The sequence below is a fragment of the Microbacterium paraoxydans genome, assembly GCF_020524545.1.
In the GTDB taxonomy this organism is placed as follows: Bacteria; Actinomycetota; Actinomycetes; order Actinomycetales; family Microbacteriaceae; genus Microbacterium; species Microbacterium paraoxydans_C.
Genome location: NZ_JAIVLG010000002.1, coordinates 316,388 through 339,041 on the forward strand (window position 1 = coordinate 316,388; position 22,654 = coordinate 339,041).

The following is a 22,654-nucleotide window of genomic DNA, read 5'->3' on the forward strand; positions in this document are numbered from 1 at the left end:
CTGGAAGGGTGATCCTCGCCGTCGACACCTCCCTGGGCACCGCCGTGTCCCTCATCGATGCCGACGGGGCCCGGCTCGCCGAGGCGAGTGCAGCGGACCCGCTCGGCCATGCCGAGATCATCGGCGACCTGCTGGTCGAGGTGCTCGGACAGGGCGGAGCCGGAGCGGTGACTCACGTCGTCGCAGGCATGGGACCCGGACCGTTCACCGGACTGCGGATCGGCATCGCCGCGGCACGAGCCTTCGCGCTCGGGCGCGGCATCCCCGTGATCCCGGTGCCCAGCCATTTCGCGGCCGCGCTCACCGCGACCGAGACCGAGACGGGGCCGTTCGCCGTCGTCACCGATGCGCGCCGACGCGAGGTCGCGATCACGGTCTTCGATGGGATCGACGCCGACGGGATCCCGCACGTCGTCGCCGAGACGGTCCTGGTGCGCGCGGCGGACGCCGACGCACACCTCGACGGCATCCGACGCATCGACGTCGCGACGCTCTCCGCGCGGGACCTCGCCCGTGTGGGGGCTCGCGCACTGGCCGCCGGCCGCACGCTGACGGACGATGAGCCGCTCTACCTGCGGAACCCGGACGTGACGCTGCCAGGCGCTCCGAAGAAGGTGGGGACGTGACCCTCCGCGATGCCGTGTCCGAAGACCTCGACGCGATCATGATGATCGAGAACCGCTCCTTCCCGACCGATGCCTGGAGCCGGGAGACCATGGCGTCCGAGCTCGCCGGCCCGCACGGCCGGTACCTGGTCGACGAGCACGAGGGCCGTGTGATCGGATACGGCGGAGTGCGTGCCCTGCGCGGGAGCGCCGATGCCGACATCCAGACGATCGCTTTGCTCAGCGAGTACCGAGGCCAGGGCCGCGGCCGGGCCCTCCTTCGTGCGCTGCTCGCCACCGCTGCGCAACGCGGTGCCCGCGAGGTGTTCCTCGAGGTCAGGGCCGACAATCCGGCGGCGGAGGGCCTGTATCTCGCCGAAGGGTTCGCGGAGATCGGCCGCCGTCCCCGCTACTATCAGCCGGATGATGTGGACGCGATCGTGATGCGCCTGGAGCTGCGCCGCCACCCGGTGACACGGGACGGGTCCGAGGAGGCCACGGCATGAGCGAGCCTCTGGTCCTCGGCATCGAGACGAGCTGCGACGAGACGGGTATCGGGATCGTCCGCGGGCGCACCCTGCTGTCGAACACGATCGCGTCGAGCATGGACGAGCACGCCCGTTACGGCGGCGTCGTGCCCGAGGTCGCGGCCAGGGCGCATCTGGAGGCACTGCAACCGGCCATCGATGCGGCGCTCGCCGAAGCGGGGGTGGGTCTCGACGAGCTCGACGCGGTCGCCGTCACGAGCGGACCCGGACTCGCGGGCGCCCTGATGGTGGGAGTGGGGGCGGCGAAGGGTCTCGCCGTCTCGCTCGACAAGCCGTTGTACGCCGTCAATCATCTCGTCGGCCACATCGCCGCCGACATCCTCACCGGCGGTTCCGCGCCGCTCGAGTATCCGACGGTCGCCCTGCTGGTGTCCGGTGGCCACACGTCGCTCCTGCACGTGCGCGACCTCACGACGGATGTCGAGCTGCTCGGCGAGACCATGGACGACGCCGCAGGCGAAGCGTTCGACAAAGTCGCCCGGCTCCTCTCTCTGCCCTACCCGGGCGGACCCGAGATCGACCGCGCGGCGGTCGACGGCGATCCGGACGCCATCCGCTTCCCCCGTGGCCTCTCGCGCGCCTCCGACCTGGCGAAGCATCGCTATGACTTCTCGTTCTCCGGTCTGAAGACGGCCGTGGCCCGCTGGGTGGAGCGCTGCGAGGCGGACGGCGTCGAGGTACCGGTGGCAGACGTGGCCGCGAGCTTCCGCGAAGCCGTCGTCGATGTGCTCGTGACCAAGGCGCTCGCCGCCTGCGCAGACCTCGGGGTGCCGCGACTGCTCCTCGGGGGCGGGGTGATCGCGAACCGGCGCCTGCGCGAGGTCGCGCTCCGGCGCGCTGCCGACGCAGGCGTCACCGTGCGGATCCCACCCCTCTCGCTGTGCACCGACAACGGCGCCATGATCGCGGCACTCGCCGCAGAGCTGATCTCCTCCGGGCGTCGGCCGTCGCGCCTGACGTTCGGCGCGGACTCGACGCTTCCCGTGACCGAGATCCAGATCGCGGAGGGGGCGTCGGCATGAGCGACACGTCGGGCCCTGCCGAGGCGAAGGCCGCACCCACCCCGCCGACGCGCATCGAGAGCCCGAGCGAGGAAGTCGAGCAGCATCCGGCTGCGGCCGCGCGGCTTCCCGGCGCTCGCCGGGAGGGGTACGCCAAGTTCCCGACCGGTCCCGTCGGTATCGAACCCGTGGTCGTGAGCGGTCCCGACATCGACGCACGAGACGACGTGGAGTGGGAGCCGTCGACCGACGCCGCGCCTATCGACGACACGCGACTCGCCCCGTGGGCGCTGCTGGCGGCGATCGTCGCGCTCGGAGCCTCCTTCTTCGTCGGCTGGGGGATCCCGGTCGCGATCGTCGCGGTCATCGCCGCGGCCATGTCGCTGCGTCGCCCCGTGGAAAGCCGCGCGATCGCGCGGTGGGCGCTCGTGCTGGGGCTCTGCGCGACCGTCTACAGCCTGGGCTGGCTGGTCTGGGCGGGCATGCAGTTCGAGCGGCTCGGGTGATCGGGTGCTCGACGCCGAGGAGTCGGAGGAGCTGCGCTCCCTGCACGCACGGGCCTACGGGCGCGATGCCGCACTGACGGACGCTGAGGCGACACGACTGCGCGAACTCGAGGACCGCCGACGGGTCCCGGCCGTCGAGCCCGAGCACGTCGAGGAACCCGTGCAGGTCGAGGAGGGGGAGGTCCTCGAGCCGTCGACGAGTGACCGCGTGGACGATTCCCCGTCGGAGATGCGCGTCCTGGCGGCCGGGACCGAGCCGACCGCGGAGGCATCGGCATCGGCGGGATCATCGCTGCGGTCGTTGCTCGCTGTGGCGCGGTCGCACTGGCGACCGGTCGCACTCGCCACCGTGGCGGTGCTCCTGATCGGATTGGGGGCGGGGTGGCTCGCCTTCGGCCGCGCCGACAGCGCACCGGTCGCGCTGACCCCCGAGCAGCAGCAATGGGAAGATGACCTCGTCGCCGGCGGCGACTACGACCCCGGCTCGATCCGCGCGCTCGGGGTGGAGCAGGGAGCGGTCATCTGGACCGCGACCAAGGACGGCCGGGAGCGCACCTGCCTGATCCTGAGCACGGGCGATGTGACCCTGCCGAACTGCAACGAGACGGAATCCGTCACGGCGGAAGGGATCTACGGCTCGATCACGGTGCGGACCGACGAAGATCTGCAGAGGCAGGTCAGCGCCCAGATGCTCTTCACCGCGTCGGGTGAGCCTGCGGTCGCGGTGAGCTCCTACGACTACGACTCGCTGCAGACCGGGATCACGTATGCGAATGAGAAGGAGTCGCAGACCGCCGACCGGCTGGTGCGCGAGGGGTACGACATGCATTCCCTCTGGGTCGTCGGCTACGACGGAGACGTTCCGCTCTGGACGGCCGTGCAGCGCGACTCGCAGAGCTCCTGCCTGATCTACGACGGATCCACGGATGATTCCCCGGAGGCGTGCCTCGATCCCGAGACGATGCAGGAGCAGGGGTCGAGTCTCGTCCTCAACCGCGTCGACCCCGACTCCGGTGCCGTCACGCACTTCGAGCTGGCCTCGAGCACGGGGCCCGGCTACCTCGTCATCACCCGCGAAAGGGATGCCACCGGTGCAGCCGAGGACTGACGCCGAGGAGCTTCGGGCACTGCAGCAGCGGGCCTACGGCCGCGGGGCGCAGCTGACGGAGCGGGAGGCCGAGCGCCTGCGCGCGCTCGAGGAGGCGCGTCGCAGTCCGATCGGGTCTGCGCCGCCGGATGATGACGTGGCTGCCGAAGAAGATTCCCCGGCGGAGGGCGGGAGTCCCGCGGAAGAAGCGCCTGCGCCTGCCCTCATCGAGCCTTCCGTGCCGGTCGCACCTGCCGTCAGCGACGAACCCGGGCCGCGCCGGGGTGCGGTGCGCGTACACCTCGTGTCCATGATCGTGGCGGTCGCTGTCGTGCTCGCGATCGGCGTCGGAGCCGGCTGGGCTCTGTTCTCGCCGAGGATCGCGGGCATTCCGCTGACGGGCGAACAGCAGCAGCGCCGCGCGGAGCTCTCGGCCTCGACGTTCGATCCGGGCTCCGTCCGTGCCATCGCCGGGTCGGACGACGCCCTGGTCTGGTATGCGACCAGGGACGACGGCGCCCTGAGCTGCATGATCCTCGATGTGAGCGGTCGCGCGCAGACGGACTGCCTTCCGGGCGAGGAGGTCGGCAACGGCTTGACCGCGGTTCTCCCCGTGGAGGCGGACGGGACGATCGGCGAGGACTCTTCCGGCGACGGGGCCTTCGGCGTGGAGACGGTCATCGCCACGTTGCGCCTGTCGGTCGACGGTGAGCCGATGGCGGGGATCCAGCGCTGGGGCGGACCGTCCTCGCTGGCAGCTCAATTCCCGCACGAGGTGCGCGATCGCGCCGAGGAGCTCGTGGCGGACGGGTTCGGCTTCGGGCTCTCGCTGATCAGCATGTTCCGGGGAGAGCCGGTCTGGCTCGCCGACCGGCTCTCGGCGCAGGGGACGACGGACAGGTGCCTGATCGTGGATGCGGGTGGGCCTGTGGCGTGCGCGCCCTTCGAGACCGCAGTGGCGAGCGGTCTCGCCACGCAGGTCGTGGACGGCGGCTCCGGCGATGGCAGGCAGACGATCACGGCGCTCGAACTGAGGTTCACGGGCCAGCAGTACGCGTATCTCGATATCACCGAGGGCGTCCCCGCGGCCACCGTCACGCCGGGGGAGTCGTTCTTCGTCGAAGCGCCGCCCGGAGACCCGATCGAGATCGCACCGCCGGGCGCGGGCACAGGCGGCTGAAAGCGCGTCAGCCCGCGGCGGAGACCCGGTCGGCGAGGATCGCCACGCGTCGATCACCGATGCGAGCGAGGATCAGCGTCGCCTCCTGGTCGCCGCGCAGCGTGAGCTTCTTCCGGAAGGCAGCCGGGTCGATGTCGACCCCGCGCTTCTTGATCTCGAGTCGGCCGATGCCGTGTGCCTTGAGCGCGGTGCTGATCGCTTTGGGGTTCGCCGGCAGCGTCTCGCGCACGCGGAAGGACTGCACGAAGGGGCTCGTCAGCGCGGCATCGGATGTCAGGTAGGCGATGTGCTCATCCAGCATCCCGGCGTCCAGGCTCCTGGCGACGTCGCCGATCAGACGCGCACGGATGACGGCGCCGTCGGGTTCGTGCAGGAAGGCGCCGAGCTCACGGACCGGTTCGTCGACGGCATCTGCGGCTGCGGTGAGCTCGTGCGAGCGGTCGTCGCGGATGACGAGGGCCGCGCGGCGAACGCCTTCACGGGCGAGGGCGCCGCTCCACACCACGAGTTCGACCACGCTGCCGTCGGCGCTCACCCACTGCGACTCGGCATCGGTCGGCAGCGCGTCGCGGTCGTGCGCCGGACCGAGCTTGATACCCGTGGGCAGACGGCGGGAGACGTCGAATGCCCAGTCGAGGGAGGGCGAGTAGTCATCGGCCGACACCCGCCTCGTCTCACTGTGCCCTGAGGTGCGCCGGGCGGGATCCATCCAGATCGCCCGGTCGTCCGTAGCCGTCATCGCCTCGAGGGCGTTCTCGGCGGTGTCGTGGCGCACCGCCGCGCCGTCACCGAACGGGGCGAGGTTGAAGGCCGCGATCGCGGCGGTGACCTCATCGGCGTCGACGGCCAGGACGTCGAGCCCGGCCCCGGTGAAGGCCAGGGCATCGCCGCCGATCCCGCAGCCGAGGTCGGCGACCGCCGTGAACCCGGCGCTGCGGATCCGCTGAGCGTGGCGGGCCGCGACCCCGAGCCTGGTCGCCTGCTCCAGGCCCGCCCGGGTGAAGAGCATGCGTCCGGCGAAAGGTCCGAACTTGGCGGCGGCCCGGGATCGTAGGTGAGCCTGTCCGACCACCGCGGAGACCAGGTCGGGGGAGTGCCCGGCGGCACGCAGTCGCGAGACCGCATGCGCGACGTCTGCGCTCGATGCGACCGTCCCGACCGCATCGAGGAGTTCGAGACCGGCGGGGGTCAGCAGGGCGCGCAGCTCGGACATCTCCACGCCCTCAGCCTAATTCCCCGCCACGCGGGGAGCGGGTGTGCTGGCACTCGCATTGCGTGAGTGCCAGCACACCGCCTACACTGGCATTAGCACTCTCGGGTTGAGAGTGCGAACAAGTCTTTCGTGTCAGCGTCAAGAAAGAAGAGGTAGACCGTGTCGGTTTCCATCAAGCCGCTCGAGGACCGGATCGTCATCAAGCAGGTCGAGGCCGAGCAGACCACCGCGAGTGGCCTGGTCATCCCCGACACCGCCAAGGAGAAGCCCCAGGAGGGCGAGGTCGTGGCGGTCGGCCCCGGCCGTGTCGATGACAACGGCAACCGTGTTCCGATCGACGTCGCCGTCGGCGACCGCGTGCTCTACAGCAAGTACGGCGGCACCGAGGTGAAGTTCGGCGCAGACGAGTTCCTCGTCCTGTCCGCTCGCGACGTCCTGGCGGTCGTCGTCCGCTGATCTGCGGAACCCGATCCGGTCCCTCCGCGGGGCAGGGTCGAGGTCCTCGAAGGGGCCCGGATGCATCGGCATCCGGGCCCCTTCCGCATTCCCGGCGCTAGTGTTGTGCGGTGACCCCTGAGACGACCCGCGCCACCCGGACCGCGGGGGTCGCCTACGCCGGAGCCGCCTACCTGCTCTGGGGCGTGCTTCCTCTCTACTTCCTCCTGCTCGCACCGACCGGGCCGTGGGAGGTCGTCGCGTGGCGGGTGCTCCTGTCGTTCGTGTTCTGCCTCCTGCTGCTCACCGTCACCCGAGGGTGGAGCGCGTTCGGGGGGATCCTCCGGCAACCTCGGCTGCTCGGCTGGACGGCGCTCGCCGGACTGCTGATCTACGTCAACTGGCAGGTGTTCCTCATCGGAACCCTCAGCGACAACGTGATCGAGACGAGCCTGGGCTACTTCATCAACCCGATCACCACGGTGCTGCTCGGCGTCTTCGTGCTGAAGGAGCGCATCCGCAGGCTGCAGTGGGCAGCGATCGCCATCGCGGCGGCCGCCGTCGTCGTGATCATCGTGGCCTACCGTGCCTTCCCGTGGATCGCGCTCTCACTGACGGCGTCCTTCGGCATCTACGGGCTCATCAAGAAGAAGATCGGCCCGGCGGTCGATGCCGTCAGCGGACTCACCCTCGAGTCGTTCTGGCTGATCCCGATCGCCGTCGCGCAGCTGATCGTGGTGTCGCTGACGCCGGCGGGAATCACGATGGGGACGAACGGAGGAGTGCACGCCGTGCTGCTGGCCTTCGCGGGCGTCGCGACGGCGGTACCGCTGCTGCTGTTCGCAGCGGGAACCCGGCGCATCAACCTCACGGTGATCGGCATGATCCAGTTCATCACCCCGGTGCTGCAGTTCCTCATCGGCGCCGTCGTCCTCAACGAGCCGATGCCGCCGGAGCGCTGGGCGGGATTCATCCTCGTCTGGATCGCCATCGCCGTGTTCCTGGTCGATCTGATGCTCGCTGGACGCCGTGGACGCCGGATCGCCGCGACCGAGCTCGTCTGAACCCGAGTCTCTTCTCGCCCCGAACCCGGTGTCGGATCGTTAACGCACCGAGATACTTGCGATCCCTGCACGCGGGTATCACGGCCTAGTGTTAGAGCACCCGCTTGTGGTCACAATCCACGTTCAGTTACGCAAGGGAGCATCATGAACGCACTGAAGGGCTCGCGCACCGCGAAGGTCTTCGCCGGGATCGCCTTGATCAGCGCATCCGCCATCGTCGTCGCCGGCTGCAGCAGCACGCCGAACGCCGAGCCGAGCGAGGGCGGTGAGAAGGCGGCCGTCGATCTGACGCTCAAGCTCGGCTCGCTGCTTCCGCAGACCGGATCGCTGGCGTTCCTCGGCCCGCCCATGGAGTCCGGTGTCGGACTCGCCGTCCAGGAGGTCAACGAAGCCGCCGCCGGCATCACGATCGACCTGACGGCCGAGGACGAGGGTGACACGGACACCAAGGCGTACGAGACCTCGATCACCAAGCTGCAGGGCGCCGGCGTCTCCGCCATCGTCGGAGCAGCGGCATCCGGTGTCTCCAAGCTCATCCTCGACGGCAACGTCAGCGCGGGCATCCTCCAGATCTCGGCGTCGAACACCTCGCCGGACTTCACCGACTGGGACGACAACGGCCTGTACTTCCGTACCGCGCCCAGCGACCTGCTCCAGGGTGAGGTCCTCGGCAACCTGATCGCCGAGGACGGTGCGAAGACGCTCGGCATCATCTACCAGAACGACGCCTACGGCACGGGCCTGAACGACGCGATCACCACGACGTTCGAGGGCACCGGCGGCGAGGTCGTCGAGTCGGTGTCGTTCAACGTCGGTGACGCCCAGTTCGACGCGCAGGTCGAGTCGATCAAGGCGCAGAACCCCGACGCGGTCGCGATCGTGTCGTTCGACCAGTTCAAGACCATCGCGCCGCTGCTGGTGAACGCCGGCATCACGGCCGACAAGTTCTACATGGTGGACGGCAACCTGTCCGACTACGGCAGCGAGATCCCGGTCTCGCTCGAGGGGGCGCAGGGCACGAAGGCCGGCCCCGCACTCGAGGACGACTTCACCGATCGCCTCCAGGCGTACTGGACCGGTGAGGGCAACGCCGAGGTCAAGGACTTCACCTACGCCGCCGAGGCGTACGATGCGGTGATCCTCGTCGCGCTGGCCTCGCTGGCCGCGGGATCGACGGAAGGCGCGGACATCGCGGCGAAGATGCAGGAGGTGTCCGGCGGGTCGGGCGACGGCGAGAAGTGCACGAGCTTCGCCGATTGCGCCAAGATCATCAACGACGGCGGCACGGCCGACTACGACGGCTACTCCGGCGAGGTCACGTTCGATGAGGCCGGCGACCCGCAGGGCGCCACGATCGGCATCTACAAGTACAACGCCGAGAACACCATCGAGCGCACCAACTGATCGCACGATCACAGACGAAGGCCCCGGATCCGATCCGGGGCCTTTGTCGTTGCGACTCTGCGGCTCAGGCCGCATCGGTGCCGAGCGTACCGAGGTAGAGACCGATCACCTTCGGATCGTTCAGGAGATTCCTTCCCGTGCCCTCGTAGGCGTCCTTGCCCTGATCGAGCACGTAGCCCCGGTCGCAGATCTGCAGGCAGCGCCGAGCGTTCTGCTCCACCATGATGGTCGTGACGCCCGCCTTGTTGATGTCGGAGACGCGGATGAACGCATCGTCCTGTCGCACGGGGGAGAGTCCGGCGGACGGCTCGTCGAGCAGCAGCACCGACGGGTCCATCATCAACGCGCGCGACATGGCGACCATCTGCCGCTCACCGCCGGAGAGCGAGCCGGCCCGCTGCTTGAGGCGCTTGCCCAGCTCGGCGAAGATGCCGGTGACGAACTCGAGCCGCTCGGCGTAGATCTTGGGGTTCTGATAGAGCCCCATCTGCAGGTTCTCCTCGATGGACAGCGAGGGGAAGACGTTGTTCGTCTGGGGCACGAACGCCACGCCTCGGCGCACGAGCTTGTCGGCCTTCAGCCCGACGATGCTCTCGCCCTTGACCGTGATGTTGCCGCTGCGCACGTTGACGAGTCCGAAGATCGCCTTCAACAGCGTCGACTTGCCCGCTCCGTTCGGGCCGATGATGCCGATCAGCTCTCCCTGGCGGGCGACGAGGTTCGCCCCGTTGAGGATGTTCACGCCGGGGAGATAGCCGGCATGGACATCGGTCAGCTCGACGACGACGTCGTTCTGAGACGCGCCCTGTGGTGCTTCGATCGGCGTTCCTGCACTCATGAGGTGCCCTTCCCCTCGTTGTCGTCGTCGTCGGTTGCGGGGTCCGTCACCTCGGCCTCGGCCTCCGCCTCCGCCTCGATCTCCTCGCGCAGCCTCCCGGCCGCGGCGTCGGGCAGCACCGGGATGCGTCCCGTGACGGCGCCCAGGTCGACGTCCTGATGTGCGCCGAGGTACGCATCGACCACGGCAGGGTTCTCCATGACCTCGTCGGGCGGCCCCTCCGCGACGACGCGGCCCTCGGCCATCACGATCACCCAGTCCGCGATGTGGCGCACCATGTGCATGTCGTGCTCGACGAACAGCACGGTCATGCCCTCCTCCTTCAAATCGAGGATGTGATCGAGGAGCGACTGAGTCAGAGCCGGGTTGACGCCCGCCATGGGCTCGTCGAGCATCACCAGCGTCGGGTCGCTCATCAGGGCCCTGGCCATCTCGAGGAGCTTGCGCTGACCGCCCGAGAGCGCTGCGGCGAAGTCCTTCTCTTTGGCATCGAGCTTGAAGCGCGTCAGAAGATCGCGCGCCTTGGCCTCGATCTCGGTGTCCTGAGCGCGCCAGAGGAACGGGAACAAGCTGGACCAGAAGCCCTCGCCACGCTGATGCGGAGCGCCGAGCTTCATGTTCTCGAGCACGGTGAGCAGCGACAGCGACTTGGTGAGCTGGAACGTACGGACCTGCCCCATCCGGGCCACCTTGAAGGAGGGGACCCCTGAGAGGCTCGTGCCGTCGAACGACCAGGTGCCGCTGTTGGGTTTGTCGAAGCCGCAGAGCAGGTTGAAGAGAGTCGTCTTTCCTGCGCCGTTCGGACCGATCAGAGCGGTGATGGCGCCTCGGGGCACTTCGAGGTGGTCGACGTCGACGGCGGTCAGGCCACCGAAGCGGCGCTGCACGGCATCGACGACGAGGATCGGATCGACCTTCGCGACGCCGGGCTTGACCTCGCCCTTGGTCAGACCGGTCGTCTTCGGACGTCGGATGCTCCCCGTGGACGGGGCTGCGGTCGCCGCGCCCTCCGTCGAGTCGGGAACCTGTTCCGGGGTCAGTTCATTTGACAAAGGTCATCTCCCTCTTGTCTCCGAGGATGCCCTGCGGGCGGAAGATCACGAGCAGCATCAGGGCGATGCCGACGAAGACGAAGACGAGGGTCGACGCCTGGCTGTCGGTCATCGGCAGCAGCCCGGATTTAGCCATCGACGGGAGCAGGTTGGCCATGAAGGCGAACACCACCCAGAAGAGCACCGCACCGAGCGTGGGCCCGAACACCGTGGCCGCGCCTCCTAGAAGGAGGATCGTCCACAGGAAGAAGGTCAGCGACGTCGAGTAGCTGCCGGGGACGACCGCGGAGGGGAGGACGAAGACGATCCCACCTGCGGCGCCGATCACCCCACCCACGACGAGCGCCTGCATCTTGTACGCGAAGACGTTCTTGCCGAGCGAGCGCACGGCGTCCTCGTCTTCGCGGATGCCCTTGAGCACGCGGCCCCACGGGCTTCGCATCAGCGCCCACACCAGCAGAATGGCCACGGCGAGGACGATCACGCCGAAGACGCGGTTCCACAGGTCGTTCGCGCTGTACGTCCACGGACCGAACCCGTAGGTCCCGGGCGGGATGGGGTTCGCGTCACGGAACCCGCCGCTGTACTGTGCGAGACCGTCCGCGCTGTTGGTCCACTCGTCGAACAGCTGCGTCGTGAACAGGAGACGGACGATCTCGCCGGCGGCGATCGTCGCGATCGCGAGATAGTCGGCACGCAGCCGCAGCGTCGGGATGCCCAGGATGACGGCGAAGAACGCGCCGCCGAGCAGACCGATCAGCATGCCGATCCACCAGGGCAGCCCGAAGCTGAGGACTGAGATGGCGTATCCGTAGCCGCCGATCGCCATGAACGCGGCCATGCCGAAGTTGAGCAGCCCGGCGTATCCGAAGTGGACGGCGAGGCCCGTCGCCGCGAGCGCATAGGCGATGGTGACGGGGCTGAAGAGGTAGACGGCCGTGTTCGAGAAGATGCTTCCGAAGTCCATGATGATCAGCCCAGCCTTTCCTTGCGTCCCAGCAGCCCCTGCGGTCTCACGAGGAGGATGACGATGAGCACCACCAAGGCGCTCGCATACTTGAGATCGGACGGGATCCAGAGCGTCGAGACCTCGACGGCGATGCCGACGATGAGCGAGCCGACGAGCGCGCCGAACGCCGTGCCGAGACCCCCGAGCGTGATCGCGGCGAAGATCAGCAGCAGCATCTGCATGCCCATGTCCCACTTCACGCCGGGGCGGAAGTAGGCCCAGAGGATGCCGGAGATGGCGGCCAGGGTACCGGCGAGGATCCACACGTAGCGGATGACCTTGTCGACGTCGATGCCGGATGCGGCGGCCAGTTGCGGGTTGTCGGAGATCGCTCGGGTGGCCTTGCCGATGCGGGTGCGCGTCAGGAAGAAGGCGACGGCGAGGATCACGACGATGCTCACCCCCATCGCGATCATGTCGATGTACGACAACGAGATCGGACCGAGCTGGATCGGGGTGGGGCTGGCTCCGGGGAGCTGGTAGGTCCCTCCGCCGATGATGTACTGGAACGCGTAGCGCAGCGCCAGCGAGAGTCCGATGCTGACGATCATCAGCTGGACGACGCCGAGGCCGCGTCGTCGGAGCGGGCGCCAGATCCCGGCGTCCAAGGCCCAACCGAAGAGGCCACCGCCGATGACGGCCGCGGCGATGCCGAGCGCGAAAGGAAGATGCCAGAACGTCGTCGTGACGAGGGCGACGAGGCCACCCCACGTCACCATCTCCGCGTGCGCGAAGTTCGACAGGCGCGTGGTGCCGTAGATGAGAGCAGCACCCATCGAGGCGAGCGCAAGCAGCAATCCGAAGTTGACGCCGCCGACGAGTCGGGAGAGCAGTTGATCGACGAAGGAGACGGTGACTCGCTGTCCCTCGCCGAGGAACAGGTTCATGATCTTGGTCCCGGTGAGTCCGAACTCGACCTCGAAGGAGGCCGTCGTACCGGCGATCGGCTGGGTGCCCTCCGGGAGCTGACTCGCATCGACGATCACGCCGTCGGGGAGCGTCGACTCGTCGACGGTGAGGGTGTAGGTCTCCTTCTCCGGCACGTACAGACGCCACTTGCCGTCTGCGTCCGTCTCGGTCTCGCCTTCGAAGCCGTTGCCCTCGATCGACATCACCACGCCCTCGACGGGCTCATCGTCGAAGGTGACGACGCCGGCGAAGTAGAAGTCGGTGACCTCCTGTCCGTCGTCGGTCGTCTCGGCCGAGGCTGTTGAGGGGGGCAGGAACAGGACGGCGCTGAGCGCCATGAGGATACCGAGGAAGGCGACCAGCCAGGGGCGCTTTCGATGCACGGCGAGTGTTGTGGGTCCCACGCAACCTCCACTTTGAGTGCTGTGTCTCCGCGATCTCGGGTTGGTCCGCGGAGATGGACGACGCACTTGAGCGTAATGCGCGATCGGCGATTCGCCTACGGTCGGGGCCAACGGTCCGGTAACGACGGGGATCTGGGAATGTTCTCGGGCGTGTCTCGCTTAGAATCTTCATACGGGCCGCTGCCCCGCGAACGGCCGACGTCGACCACCCCCTCGCACTCGGACTTGCGCGACACGCGCAGAAGGAGAATCCATGGAACAGCACGATCCCTTCGGCTTCGTCGGACTGACGTACGATGACGTGCTGCTCCTGCCCGGGCACACCGACGTGATCCCCAGCGAGGCTGACACGTCGTCGCGGATCACGCGTCGCATCTCGGTGGCCACCCCGCTGTTGTCGAGCGCGATGGACACCGTGACGGAGTCGCGTATGGCGATCGCGATGGCGCGCGAGGGCGGCATCGGCATCCTCCACCGCAACCTCTCCATCGCGGATCAGGCCGCACACGTCGACCGCGTCAAGCGCAGCGAGTCGGGCATGATCACCGACCCCATCACGACCACGCAGGACGCCACGGTCGAAGAGGTCGACAACCTGTGCGCGAAGTACCGCATCTCGGGTCTGCCCGTGGTCGACGACGAGGGCAGGCTGGTCGGTATCATCACGAACCGCGACATGCGCTTCGTCTCCGGCTTCGAGCGTCAGAGCACCTTCGTCAAAGACGTCATGACGCGGGAGAACCTCGTCACGGCCCCGGTCGGCGTCGCTGCAGGCGAGGTCATCGCCCTGTTCGCGAAGCACCGTGTCGAGAAGCTGCCGCTGATCGACGACGACGGCAAGCTCGCAGGTCTGATCACCATCAAGGACTTCGACAAGAGCGAGAAGTACCCGCTCGCGACCAAGGACGACCACGGGCGCCTCCGCGTCGGTGCGGCCATCGGCTTCTTCGGAGATGCGTGGGAGCGCGCCGAGGCACTGCGCGATGCGGGAGTCGACGTGCTGGTCGTCGACACTGCCAACGGACAGTCCCAGGGCGTCATCGACCTCGTCCGCCGGCTGAAGGCCGACGCGTCGTTCGAGCACATCGACGTCATCGGGGGGAACGTCGCGACCCGTGAAGGCGCGCAGGCTCTGGTCGACGCCGGCGTCGACGCGGTCAAGGTCGGCGTCGGGCCCGGTTCGATCTGCACCACGCGCGTCGTCGCGGGGGTCGGTGTGCCCCAGGTCACCGCGGTCTACGAGGCGTCGCTCGCCGCTCGTCCCGCCGGCGTCCCGGTGATCGCCGACGGCGGTCTGCAGTACTCGGGAGACATCGCGAAGGCCCTCGTCGCCGGTGCCGATGCCGTGATGCTCGGTTCGCTCCTGGCCGGCACCGACGAGTCGCCCGGCGAGATCGTCTTCCAGTCCGGCAAGCAGTTCAAGCAGTATCGCGGCATGGGCTCGCTGGGCGCGATGCAGACACGAGGCAAGCAGACGTCGTACTCCAAGGACCGGTATTTCCAGGCCGACGTCCCGAGTGACGACAAGCTGATCCCCGAGGGCATCGAAGGGCAGGTCCCGTACCGCGGACCGCTCGCAGCCGTGGCCTACCAGCTCGTCGGCGGGCTGCGGCAGTCGATGTTCTACGTGGGCGCTCGCACCATCGAGGAGCTCAAGACGCGGGGCAAGTTCGTCCGCATCACCTCCGCTGGGCTCAAGGAGTCGCACCCGCACGACGTGCAGATCGTGGTCGAGGCGCCGAACTACAAGAAGTAGTCGTCGTACGCGGAGAGGGCCGGATGCCGCGGCATCCGGTCCTCTCCGTCTTCGGTGCGCCCGCGATCAGCCGCAGGTGTAGGTGACCCCGCCGACCTCCCAGACGCCGGGGCCGAGGTCGGCGCACATGCCGATGAGCCCCGCGAACACGGTGACGACGAGGATGATCGCGATGATCTCGAGGATCGTGATGATCGCGCCCACGACGATGCCGGCGATGGCGAGGCCCTTGGGCTGCCCTGCCTTGCCGAGCTTCACCGCGGCCACGATGCTGATGACCAGACCGACCGGTGCCATCAGGAACGCGAGGACCAGTCCGACGATCGACAGCACCCGCCCCGGTGGGGTCGGCGTGGGCTGGGGGTAGGCAGGAGCGGGAGCGGCCGGATAGCCCGCACCCGGGGCTGCCGGAGCGCCTGAGCCGGGGGTCGGCTGCTCGGGGTACGGAGGGGGATTCGTCATGTGGTGTCCTGTCTCTGGGGGTACGAGGAACATGCCCGGTGGCTCCGGACGCCCCGAGCGTAGCGAGGCGTCGATGTTCGCGCCATCCCCTCGCCGGTGGCAGCGGAGGGCGTCATGCCTCTTCCGCCGTTCGATGGAGGGGGCGTAGCGTGCGGGTATGTGCCGAAACATCGTCCCGCTGAACAACCTCGAGCCTGCCGCGACCGACGACGAATGCCACGACGCAGCCCTGCAGTTCGTCCGCAAGATCGCCGGAACGACGGCGCCGTCCCGCGCCAATCGAGCCGTGTTCGATCGTGCCGTCGCTGAGATCGCGCAGGCGACCAGGGTGCTCCTGGACGAGCTCGTCACCACGGCGCCGCCGAAGAATCGCGACGAGGAGGCGGCCAAGCGCCGTGCCCGGTCCGCAGAGCGCTACGAGGCGATCCGGGTCTATCAGCAGGAGAAGCGCGCAGCCCGTGCGGCCTCGTGAACGCGAAGCCGCAGGGAACACCGTCGCGTATGCCAGAATCGACATGCCCCGCTCGACTTTCCCGGCGGTTCCGGTGATGAAGGCACCGAGATCGCAGACCGATCCCCATCGGTCAGGGAACTTCCCCAAGGAGAGCTGTATCCATGCCTGAGGTTTCTCCTCGTGTTCTCGTCGTCGATGACGATCCGGACGTCGCCCTGCTCGTCAAGACCGTCCTCGAGCGACGGGCGGGCTGCACCGTCGACGTCGCGGAAGACGGCCAGGCGGCCGTCGAACGTGTCAGAGCGCAGCGCCCGGATGTCGTCGTCACCGACATCGAGATGCCGGGGCTGAGCGGGCTCGAGCTGCTGGCCGAGCTCCGCCGCACGGTCCCCACCGTGCCGGTGTTGGTGATGACGGCTCACGTCTCCGTCGAGTACGCGGTCTCCGCGCTGCGCGCGCAGGCGGACGAGTTCCTGACGAAACCGCTCGACAACGTCAAGCTGGTCGAGTCCGTCACCCGGCTGATCGAGGAGGGGCGTCGGCGCCGGGAGGATGCACGTCTACCGGAACGGGTGCTCGCGATCGGCGCGCACCCCGACGATGTCGAGATCGGCGTCGGTGGACTCCTGGCCGCGCACGCCAGGGCAGGGGATGAGATCACCATTCTCACCCTCTCCCGCGGCGCCAGAGGCGGTGACGCCGACAGCCGACAGAACGAGTCACTGGCGGCAGCCGAGATGCTCGGTGCCCGGCTCTTCCTCAAGGACCTCGTCGACACGGAGATCTCGGGCGGAGGTTCGACGGTGCGTCTCATCGAAGAGGTGGTCCGGGAGATCGAGCCCACGATCGTCTACACGCACTCCGGTCACGACCGGCACCAGGACCACCGAGCCGTGAGCGAGGCCACGATCGTGGCCACTCGGCGTGTCGGCACGGTCGCCTGCTATCAGAGCCCGTCGTCGACGATCGACTTCCGCCCGACCCGGTTCGTGCGGATCGATCAGTACCTGGACGAGAAGCTCCGGCTGTTGGAGAGCTTCCACTCGCAGACCGCGAGTCGGGACTACCTCGAACCCGAGTTCGTCACGGCCACCGCACGATACTGGTCGCGGTTCGGGGGCGGAACGGCCGTCGAACCGCTCGAGGTGGTGCGTGAGACGGCGGAGTTCATCGGAGCCCACGAACTCAGCCGACGGGAGAGCTGATGACCACGCGCGTACTGGTGACCGGCGCAGGAGGACCGGCCGGTGTGGCCGTGATCCGATCCCTGCTCCGCCGCCCGGACCTGACCGTTTTCGCCGCCGACATGGACGGCTGGGCGAGCGGCATCTATCTGGTACCGGCCGAGCAGCGTCGTCTCGTCCCGCCCGGCCGCGATGACGACTTCGTGCCGGCCATCGCCCGCATGGTTGCGGAAGATGATCTCGATCTCGTGATCTCGACCGTCGATGTCGAGCTCATCGCCCTCGCCCAGCGGCGGCACGAATTGGCCCCGGCCGTGCTCGCCGCTCCCTCGGCGGACACGCTGAACACGGCGCTCGACAAGCTGCTCCTCGCGCAGCGCTGCGCGCCCACCGGACTCACTCCGCGCACGGTTCTCGCCGGTCCCGACGCGCTGGCGGTCGACTGGGAGTACCCGGTCTTCGCCAAGCCCCGGCAGGGAGCGGGGAGCCGTGGCGTGCGCCTGGTTCCCGACCGTGCCGCACTCGAGGCGCTCCCGATCGACGAGGCTCTCATCGTGCAGGACTTCCTCCCGGGGGAGGAGTACTCGGTCGATGTGATCGCGGATGCCGCGGGCACCGTCGTCGCCGCGGTGCCGCGTACACGCGCGCGGGTGGACTCCGGTGTCGCCATCGCGGGGCGGACGGTGCTCGACCCCGAACTCGAAGAGGCTGCGGCGGCGATCGCGCGGGCGATCGGTCTCGTCGGGGTCGCCAACGTGCAGCTGCGCCGCGACCGCGACGGCCGCGCCGTGCTGCTCGAGGTCAACCCGCGATTCCCCGGGGCGCTGCCGTTGACGATCGCCGCGGGCGTCGACATCCCGTCGCTCGTCGCCGACCTCTTCCTCGGCCGGGAGCTGCCCGTTCGGGTGCCGTTCCGCGAGGTCGCATCCGTGCGGTTCCTGGAAGACGTGATCGTCGAGGTCGATGATGTGCTGGTCTCCGACCATGCGGGGCACCAGGAGGAGCTGTGAGCCTCATCGAGCTCCGGGGCGACCACCACGTCCACTCGACGTTCTCGGACGACGCCGTCTCCACGCTCGCGGAGAACGTGGCGGCGGCCGCGGCGGTGGGCTTGACCACCATCCGCCTGGTCGACCATGTGCGTCGCTCCACCAGCTGGGTGCCGGACTACCTCGCGGCCGTTCGCGCCTTGGAGGTACCGGACGGGCTGACCGTGCTCACCGGCGTCGAGGCGAAGATCCTCGACGCCGCGGGCGAACTCGACATCCCCGCGCTTCCCGAGGGGATCGACCGGATCCTCATCGCCGACCACCAGTTCCCCGGCACTGACGGCCCGCTCGGGCCGTCAGCGGTGACGGAGCGGATGGCTGCGGGCTGGGCGGCTGCGGATGTGCTCGATCAGCTCGTGGAATCCCTCGTGGCGACCATGCGCCGATACCCGGGCAACCAACTCGCGCACTGCTTCTCCATCCTCCCGAAGATCGGTCTCTCAGAAGACGATCTCGGAGCGGAGCGCGTCGACGCGTGGGCGCGCGCGGCGGCCGACACCGACACGCTCGTCGAGGTCAACGAGAAGTGGGGTTGCCCCGGCGTCCCCGCACTCCTGGCGCTGCGGCGCGCGGGAGGCACGATCGTGGCCTCCACAGACAGTCACGTGGCGTCGGACGTCGGTCGCTACGAGAGGGTGATCCCGCTGCTCGACGCGGTGGAGGTCTCAGGATGACCGATCTGACCTGGCTGCAGACGATCGTCGTGATCGTCCTCCTGCTCTGCGTGCTGGTCGGAACGCTCCCGGTGGTCAACACCGGGCTGCAGTTCCTGGTGCTGCCGCTGCACGCCTTCCGAAACCACTACGACAAGGCGGCTCCGTACCACCCGAACATCGCGGTGATCATCCCGGCATGGAACGAGGGGCTCGTCATCGGAGCCGCGATCGAGCGGCTGCTCCAGCTGGAGTACCCCGGCGAGCGATTGAGGGTCTTCGTCGTCGATGACGCATCCACGGACGACACTCCCGCGATCGTCGCCGCGAAGGCCGCGGCCCATCCCGGACGCGTCGTGCATCTGCGACGCGAGCAGGGCGGTCAGGGAAAGGCGCACACCCTCAATCACGGTCTCGACGTCGCGCTCGCGGACGAGTGGACCGAGGCCGTGCTGATCATGGATGCGGACGTGATCTTCGCCCGCGACTCGCTGCGCAAGCTCAGCAGGCATCTCGCGGATGAGAAGGTCGGTGCGGTCACCGCCTACATCGCCGAAGGCAGCCGCGACCGCAATTACCTCACGCGTTTCATCGCGATCGAGTACGTGATCGGTCAGCTCTCGGCCCGTCGGGTACAGAACGTCGGAGGCGCGATCGCCTGCCTGGCCGGCGGCGCGCAGCTGCACTCGCGGGCCAACCTCGAGGCGATCGGCGGACGGATCCCGACCGGTACGCTGGCCGAAGACACCATGACCACCTTCGAGAGCCAGCTCAAGGGCCGGAGGATGGTCTTCGAGCCGCATGCCGTCGTGCTCGCCGAGGAGCCGCGGACGATCGACAGTCTGTGGAAGCAACGGCTGCGGTGGGCGCGTGGCAACGTGCAGCTCACCTCGATCTACAAGAAGCTCTGGTTCCGCCCGAGCCGCGAGCACAATCTCGGCAGTTTCGGGTTCGGGCTCGCGTGGTTCACGATCCTGCTGCTTCCGGCGTTCATGATCCTGGCAGCGGCAGGCATGCTCGCACTGCTCCTCCTGCACAGCGACATCGCCGAGTTCGTGTTCCGCTTCATGTGGATCTCGGCGGCCTGCATCTACCTGTTCTCGATCCTGTACTCCGTGCAGCTCGATCCACGCACCGGCAGACATTCCTGGCGCGAGGCGATCATGTTCCCCGGACTCGGTGCCCTGCTGCTGATGGCCATCGCCCTGTTCCCGTGGCTGTTCCTGGAGCTGCTGCAGGTGCTCGGCCAGAGCGCCACCCCGCAGACGCTGTTCACCTGGGCGGTGATCTTCTATCTGTGGGGGCCGATCTCCATGCTGGGGATCTGGCTCGCCCGCGCCGTGGAGCCCCTTCCCGCGGGCCGGTTCTTCGCCGGTCTGCTGCTCTACGTCTGCGGCTACGGATCCCTGCTCTGCGCCATCACCGTGGATTCGTACATCAAAGAATGGCGTCGCGCCGACGCCTCCTGGATCAAGACCGAGAAGATCGGACGTGTGGACTCATGACCGCAGCACCGTCACGCGACACCGAAGCGGAGGAGATCGCCGCGGATGCCCGCCGCGAGCGGCGACTGGTCCCGCAGGCGATCCTCTCCCTCCTCGTCGTCGTCGCCGTCGTCATCGTGCGAGAGCTGTTCCTTCGATGACCGGGAGGCCGCTGGCCCTCGTCGTGGAGGACGCCCCCGATCAGGTCGCATTGCTGCGCCGCTACCTCGACCGCGAGGGCTTCGACGTGTTCGTCGCCCGCGACGCCGAGTCGGCGATCGCCGCGTTCGACGAGATCGATCCCGTCCTGGCGGTGCTCGATCTGCTCCTGCCCGGGATCTCGGGACAGGAGTGCGCGCGTCTCGTCCAGGACCGCTTCCCCCGCTGCTTCCTCGTGATCAGCTCCGTGCTCGACGCGGCGGACTACCCGCCGGCGGATGCCGCCCTGCCGAAGCCCATCACGGGTGCCGACCTGCACGCCATCGTCGAGCGGGTCGAGCGATGAGGGCGACGCCGCTCGACCGCGCGGAGAACCGGTGGTACCGGATCTTCGACAACCCGAGCCCGTTGCTCAAGCAGGCGCCGACGGTGATCGCGACCGTCGTCGCTGGGCTGCTCACCTGGTGGGTACCGGACTTGCCGGTCACCCATGTCGCGTCGGCCGTGGGGGGTGTCGCCCTGGTTCTCGGGGCGACGGTCCTCGCCGGGGTGCTCACGGCGCGGGGGATGTACGACGGATGGGCCGTGCTGCTCATCCCGATCCTCGACATCGTCGGTCTCGGCCTCTTCCGCACCGGCACCGGCGGCCCTGGCGCTCTCTTCTCCGCTCTCATCCTGCTCCCCGTCGTCTGGTTGGCGGCGGCTCCCGGCATCCGCTGGGTCTTCGTGGTCGCGGGACTCACCTGCGTCGCGCTGCTGATGCCGTACCTCACCGATCCGCCTCACACCTCGACGGAGTGGCTCCGCGGCGTGGTGGCGCCCCTGGTGTTCGCCGCCGTCGCAGCGGTCATCAACCAGCTCGCCCGACAGCAGCGTCTGCGCATCGAGCAGGCGGAGGAGCTGGTGGCGGAGCGCACCAAGGCGCTCTCGGAGAACGTCGCGATGATCGTGCAGCTGCGGGACAAGGAGCGCCAGTATCGCGAGCTCCTGGATTCGTTCGAGAGCGTCTGGTCGTCCATCACCGCGCAGGCCGTGATCGCGACGACACGCGCGGGCATCGTGACGGCGTGGAACCCCGGGGCCGAGCGTCTGCTGGGGCTCTCGACCAGCGAAGCGCTCCGAGACGTGCGAGTCGACCGGTTCTTCCCCGCGACGGTCCTGTCGATGCTGGCGGCCGAGCACGCCGACCGGCTGCCGGCGGCAGGTGACGGTGCGTCGGCGTACGGAGAGATCTCCCCGGGGATCCAGGCGTTGTTCGCGCAGGCCGATGCCGGGCTCCCGGTCGACGGCGACGTCGAGGTGAGGACTGCCGGGGGAACGACGGTGCCCGCCCGCGTGACCGTGAGTCCCCACAAGGACGGCGCAGGTGCGCAGCAGGGATACCTGTTCGTGCTCACCGACGAGACCAGGGCGGTCGAGGTCGCCCGCATGAAGGACGAGTTCGTCGGCATGATCTCGCACGAGCTGCGCACGCCGCTCAGCGCGATCATCGGCTTCCTCGATCTGCTCCAGAACGACCCCGGCCAGCCGCTCACCAGTGACCAGCAGGAGTTCGTCTCCATCATCGAGCGCAACGCGCAGCGCCTGCTCAACCTCGTCGGCGACCTCCTCTTCACCGCGCAGGTGGAATCCGGTCGGTTCCCGCTCGATCGCGCGGACGCGGACGTCGCCGAGCTGGTCCGCTCGGCTGTGGCGTCGGCCGGCCCGCTCGCGCAGCGCGCAGGTATCGAGCTCTATGCCGAGGTCGGCCCCGACCCGGTCCGCCTCGTGGTCGACGCCGGAAGGATCGGGCAGGCGCTCGACAATCTCCTCTCCAACGCCATCAAGTTCACGCCCAGCGGTGGCAGGGTCACGGCGCGGGTGCGGGCGGTCGACGCAGGAGTGGAGCTCTCGGTCAGGGACACCGGGGTCGGGATCCCCGAGAACGAGCAGGGGATGCTGTTCACCCGTTTCTTCCGCGCATCGACCGCGACACGCAACGCGGTACCCGGGGTCGGGCTCGGGCTCACGATCACGCGGGCCATCGTCCTGGCGCACGGCGGCACGATGGACGTCACGAGTCAGGAGGGTGTCGGTACCGAGTTCCGCTTCGTCCTCCCCACCGCCCCTCGCACCGAAGTGCTCAAGACCCTGAGCCAGGTCGACTGACCGCAGCGGCTGCATCGTCGCCGGGTTCGAGTCCCGCTTCCCTGATAGCC

General features: G+C 68.5%; 24 protein-coding genes. 18 read left to right on the plus strand and 6 right to left on the minus strand.

The features are described 5' to 3' along the window. Window positions 1-8 precede the first annotated feature (8 nt). From tsaB to LC041_RS06215, 6 genes are read left to right on the plus strand one after another with little or no spacing between them, the layout of a single operon-like run. Complete coding sequence (tsaB, locus tag LC041_RS06190; protein WP_226532113.1) at window positions 9-626, plus strand: tRNA (adenosine(37)-N6)-threonylcarbamoyltransferase complex dimerization subunit type 1 TsaB; 618 nt, start codon at window positions 9-11, stop codon at window positions 624-626. After that, complete coding sequence (gene rimI / locus LC041_RS06195) at window positions 623-1,111, plus strand: ribosomal protein S18-alanine N-acetyltransferase (protein WP_226532119.1); 489 nt, start codon at window positions 623-625, stop codon at window positions 1,109-1,111. Before tsaB ends, rimI begins: the two co-directional genes overlap by 4 nt. Next, window positions 1,108-2,175: a tRNA (adenosine(37)-N6)-threonylcarbamoyltransferase complex transferase subunit TsaD gene (gene tsaD, locus LC041_RS06200; RefSeq protein WP_226532123.1), complete on the plus strand. Its 1,068-nt coding sequence runs from the start codon at window positions 1,108-1,110 to the stop codon at window positions 2,173-2,175. Before rimI ends, tsaD begins: the two co-directional genes overlap by 4 nt. Next, on the plus strand, window positions 2,172-2,660 hold the full coding sequence (locus LC041_RS06205; protein WP_226532124.1) for a hypothetical protein: 489 nt from the start codon (window positions 2,172-2,174) through the stop codon (window positions 2,658-2,660). Before tsaD ends, LC041_RS06205 begins: the two co-directional genes overlap by 4 nt. A gap of 4 nt (window positions 2,661-2,664) precedes the next feature. Next, entirely contained in the window at window positions 2,665-3,768 is a 1,104-nt protein-coding gene (locus LC041_RS06210) for a hypothetical protein (protein ID WP_226532125.1), read from the plus strand. Further along, on the plus strand, window positions 3,752-4,927 hold the full coding sequence (locus LC041_RS06215; protein WP_226532126.1) for a hypothetical protein: 1,176 nt from the start codon (window positions 3,752-3,754) through the stop codon (window positions 4,925-4,927). Before LC041_RS06210 ends, LC041_RS06215 begins: the two co-directional genes overlap by 17 nt. A gap of 7 nt (window positions 4,928-4,934) precedes the next feature. On the opposite strand, the gene LC041_RS06220 is transcribed toward LC041_RS06215, so the two are convergent. Next, on the minus strand, window positions 4,935-6,140 hold the full coding sequence (locus LC041_RS06220; RefSeq protein WP_264189040.1) for a class I SAM-dependent methyltransferase: 1,206 nt from the start codon (window positions 6,138-6,140) through the stop codon (window positions 4,935-4,937). A gap of 159 nt (window positions 6,141-6,299) precedes the next feature. Between LC041_RS06220 and groES the strand changes: the two genes are divergently transcribed. The 3 genes from groES to LC041_RS06235 all read left to right on the plus strand — a co-directional run bounded on the left by groES (window position 6,300) and on the right by LC041_RS06235 (window position 9,043). Further along, the gene (gene groES, locus LC041_RS06225) at window positions 6,300-6,596 is read left to right on the plus strand and encodes a co-chaperone GroES (RefSeq protein WP_226532129.1); all 297 of its coding nucleotides are present in this window, start codon (window positions 6,300-6,302) and stop codon (window positions 6,594-6,596) included. Between the two features lie 110 nt (window positions 6,597-6,706). Next, complete coding sequence (gene rarD, locus LC041_RS06230) at window positions 6,707-7,639, plus strand: EamA family transporter RarD (RefSeq protein ID WP_226532131.1); 933 nt, start codon at window positions 6,707-6,709, stop codon at window positions 7,637-7,639. Between the two features lie 144 nt (window positions 7,640-7,783). Further along, complete coding sequence (locus tag LC041_RS06235; protein WP_226532133.1) at window positions 7,784-9,043, plus strand: ABC transporter substrate-binding protein; 1,260 nt, start codon at window positions 7,784-7,786, stop codon at window positions 9,041-9,043. Between the two features lie 64 nt (window positions 9,044-9,107). On the opposite strand, the gene LC041_RS06240 is transcribed toward LC041_RS06235, so the two are convergent. The 4 genes from LC041_RS06240 to LC041_RS06255 form a co-directional block, all read right to left on the minus strand. Next, a complete protein-coding gene (locus LC041_RS06240; protein ID WP_226532135.1) occupies window positions 9,108-9,881 on the minus strand; it encodes an ABC transporter ATP-binding protein in 774 nt (257 codons plus the stop codon). Beyond that, window positions 9,878-10,855, minus strand: a complete 978-nt coding sequence (locus tag LC041_RS06245; RefSeq protein WP_226532589.1) for an ABC transporter ATP-binding protein — start codon at window positions 10,853-10,855, stop codon at window positions 9,878-9,880. Before LC041_RS06245 ends, LC041_RS06240 begins: the two co-directional genes overlap by 4 nt. A 67-nt stretch (window positions 10,856-10,922) precedes the next feature. Next, window positions 10,923-11,900, minus strand: a complete 978-nt coding sequence (locus LC041_RS06250; RefSeq protein WP_226532136.1) for a branched-chain amino acid ABC transporter permease — start codon at window positions 11,898-11,900, stop codon at window positions 10,923-10,925. A 5-nt stretch (window positions 11,901-11,905) separates the two neighbouring features. Further along, window positions 11,906-13,189, minus strand: coding sequence for a branched-chain amino acid ABC transporter permease (locus LC041_RS06255; RefSeq protein WP_226532590.1), 1,284 nt, complete (start codon window positions 13,187-13,189; stop codon window positions 11,906-11,908). Window positions 13,190-13,508: 319 nt separating this feature from the next. On the opposite strand from LC041_RS06255, the gene guaB reads away from it, so the two are divergent. Further along, window positions 13,509-15,011 carry an IMP dehydrogenase gene (gene guaB / locus LC041_RS06260; protein ID WP_226532144.1) on the plus strand — a complete coding sequence of 501 codons (1,503 nt, stop codon included), beginning with the start codon at window positions 13,509-13,511 and terminating at the stop codon, window positions 15,009-15,011. A 66-nt stretch (window positions 15,012-15,077) separates the two neighbouring features. Here guaB and LC041_RS06265 read toward each other — a convergent pair whose 3' ends face one another. Continuing rightward, window positions 15,078-15,473, minus strand: coding sequence for a DUF4190 domain-containing protein (locus LC041_RS06265; protein ID WP_226532145.1), 396 nt, complete (start codon window positions 15,471-15,473; stop codon window positions 15,078-15,080). Between the two features lie 157 nt (window positions 15,474-15,630). Between LC041_RS06265 and LC041_RS06270 the strand changes: the two genes are divergently transcribed. From LC041_RS06270 to LC041_RS06305, 8 genes are all read left to right on the plus strand, one after another. Then, window positions 15,631-15,945, plus strand: a complete 315-nt coding sequence (locus tag LC041_RS06270; RefSeq protein WP_226532146.1) for a DUF2277 domain-containing protein — start codon at window positions 15,631-15,633, stop codon at window positions 15,943-15,945. Window positions 15,946-16,088: 143 nt separating this feature from the next. Continuing rightward, window positions 16,089-17,132 carry a response regulator gene (locus LC041_RS06275; protein ID WP_226532148.1) on the plus strand — a complete coding sequence of 348 codons (1,044 nt, stop codon included), beginning with the start codon at window positions 16,089-16,091 and terminating at the stop codon, window positions 17,130-17,132. Next, the gene (locus LC041_RS06280) at window positions 17,132-18,121 is read left to right on the plus strand and encodes an ATP-grasp domain-containing protein (RefSeq protein ID WP_226532150.1); all 990 of its coding nucleotides are present in this window, start codon (window positions 17,132-17,134) and stop codon (window positions 18,119-18,121) included. The genes LC041_RS06275 and LC041_RS06280 overlap by 1 nt, the downstream gene beginning before the upstream one ends. After that, on the plus strand, window positions 18,118-18,834 hold the full coding sequence (locus LC041_RS06285) for a PHP domain-containing protein (protein ID WP_226532152.1): 717 nt from the start codon (window positions 18,118-18,120) through the stop codon (window positions 18,832-18,834). Before LC041_RS06280 ends, LC041_RS06285 begins: the two co-directional genes overlap by 4 nt. Further along, a complete protein-coding gene (locus LC041_RS06290) occupies window positions 18,831-20,318 on the plus strand; it encodes a glycosyltransferase family 2 protein (protein WP_226532153.1) in 1,488 nt (495 codons plus the stop codon). Before LC041_RS06285 ends, LC041_RS06290 begins: the two co-directional genes overlap by 4 nt. Continuing rightward, window positions 20,315-20,458, plus strand: a complete 144-nt coding sequence (locus LC041_RS06295; RefSeq protein ID WP_226532155.1) for a hypothetical protein — start codon at window positions 20,315-20,317, stop codon at window positions 20,456-20,458. Before LC041_RS06290 ends, LC041_RS06295 begins: the two co-directional genes overlap by 4 nt. Beyond that, on the plus strand, window positions 20,455-20,802 hold the full coding sequence (locus LC041_RS06300; RefSeq protein WP_226532156.1) for a response regulator: 348 nt from the start codon (window positions 20,455-20,457) through the stop codon (window positions 20,800-20,802). The genes LC041_RS06295 and LC041_RS06300 overlap by 4 nt, the downstream gene beginning before the upstream one ends. Beyond that, window positions 20,799-22,604, plus strand: coding sequence for an ATP-binding protein (locus tag LC041_RS06305; RefSeq protein WP_226532157.1), 1,806 nt, complete (start codon window positions 20,799-20,801; stop codon window positions 22,602-22,604). Before LC041_RS06300 ends, LC041_RS06305 begins: the two co-directional genes overlap by 4 nt. The last annotated feature ends 50 nt before the right edge of the window (window positions 22,605-22,654 follow it).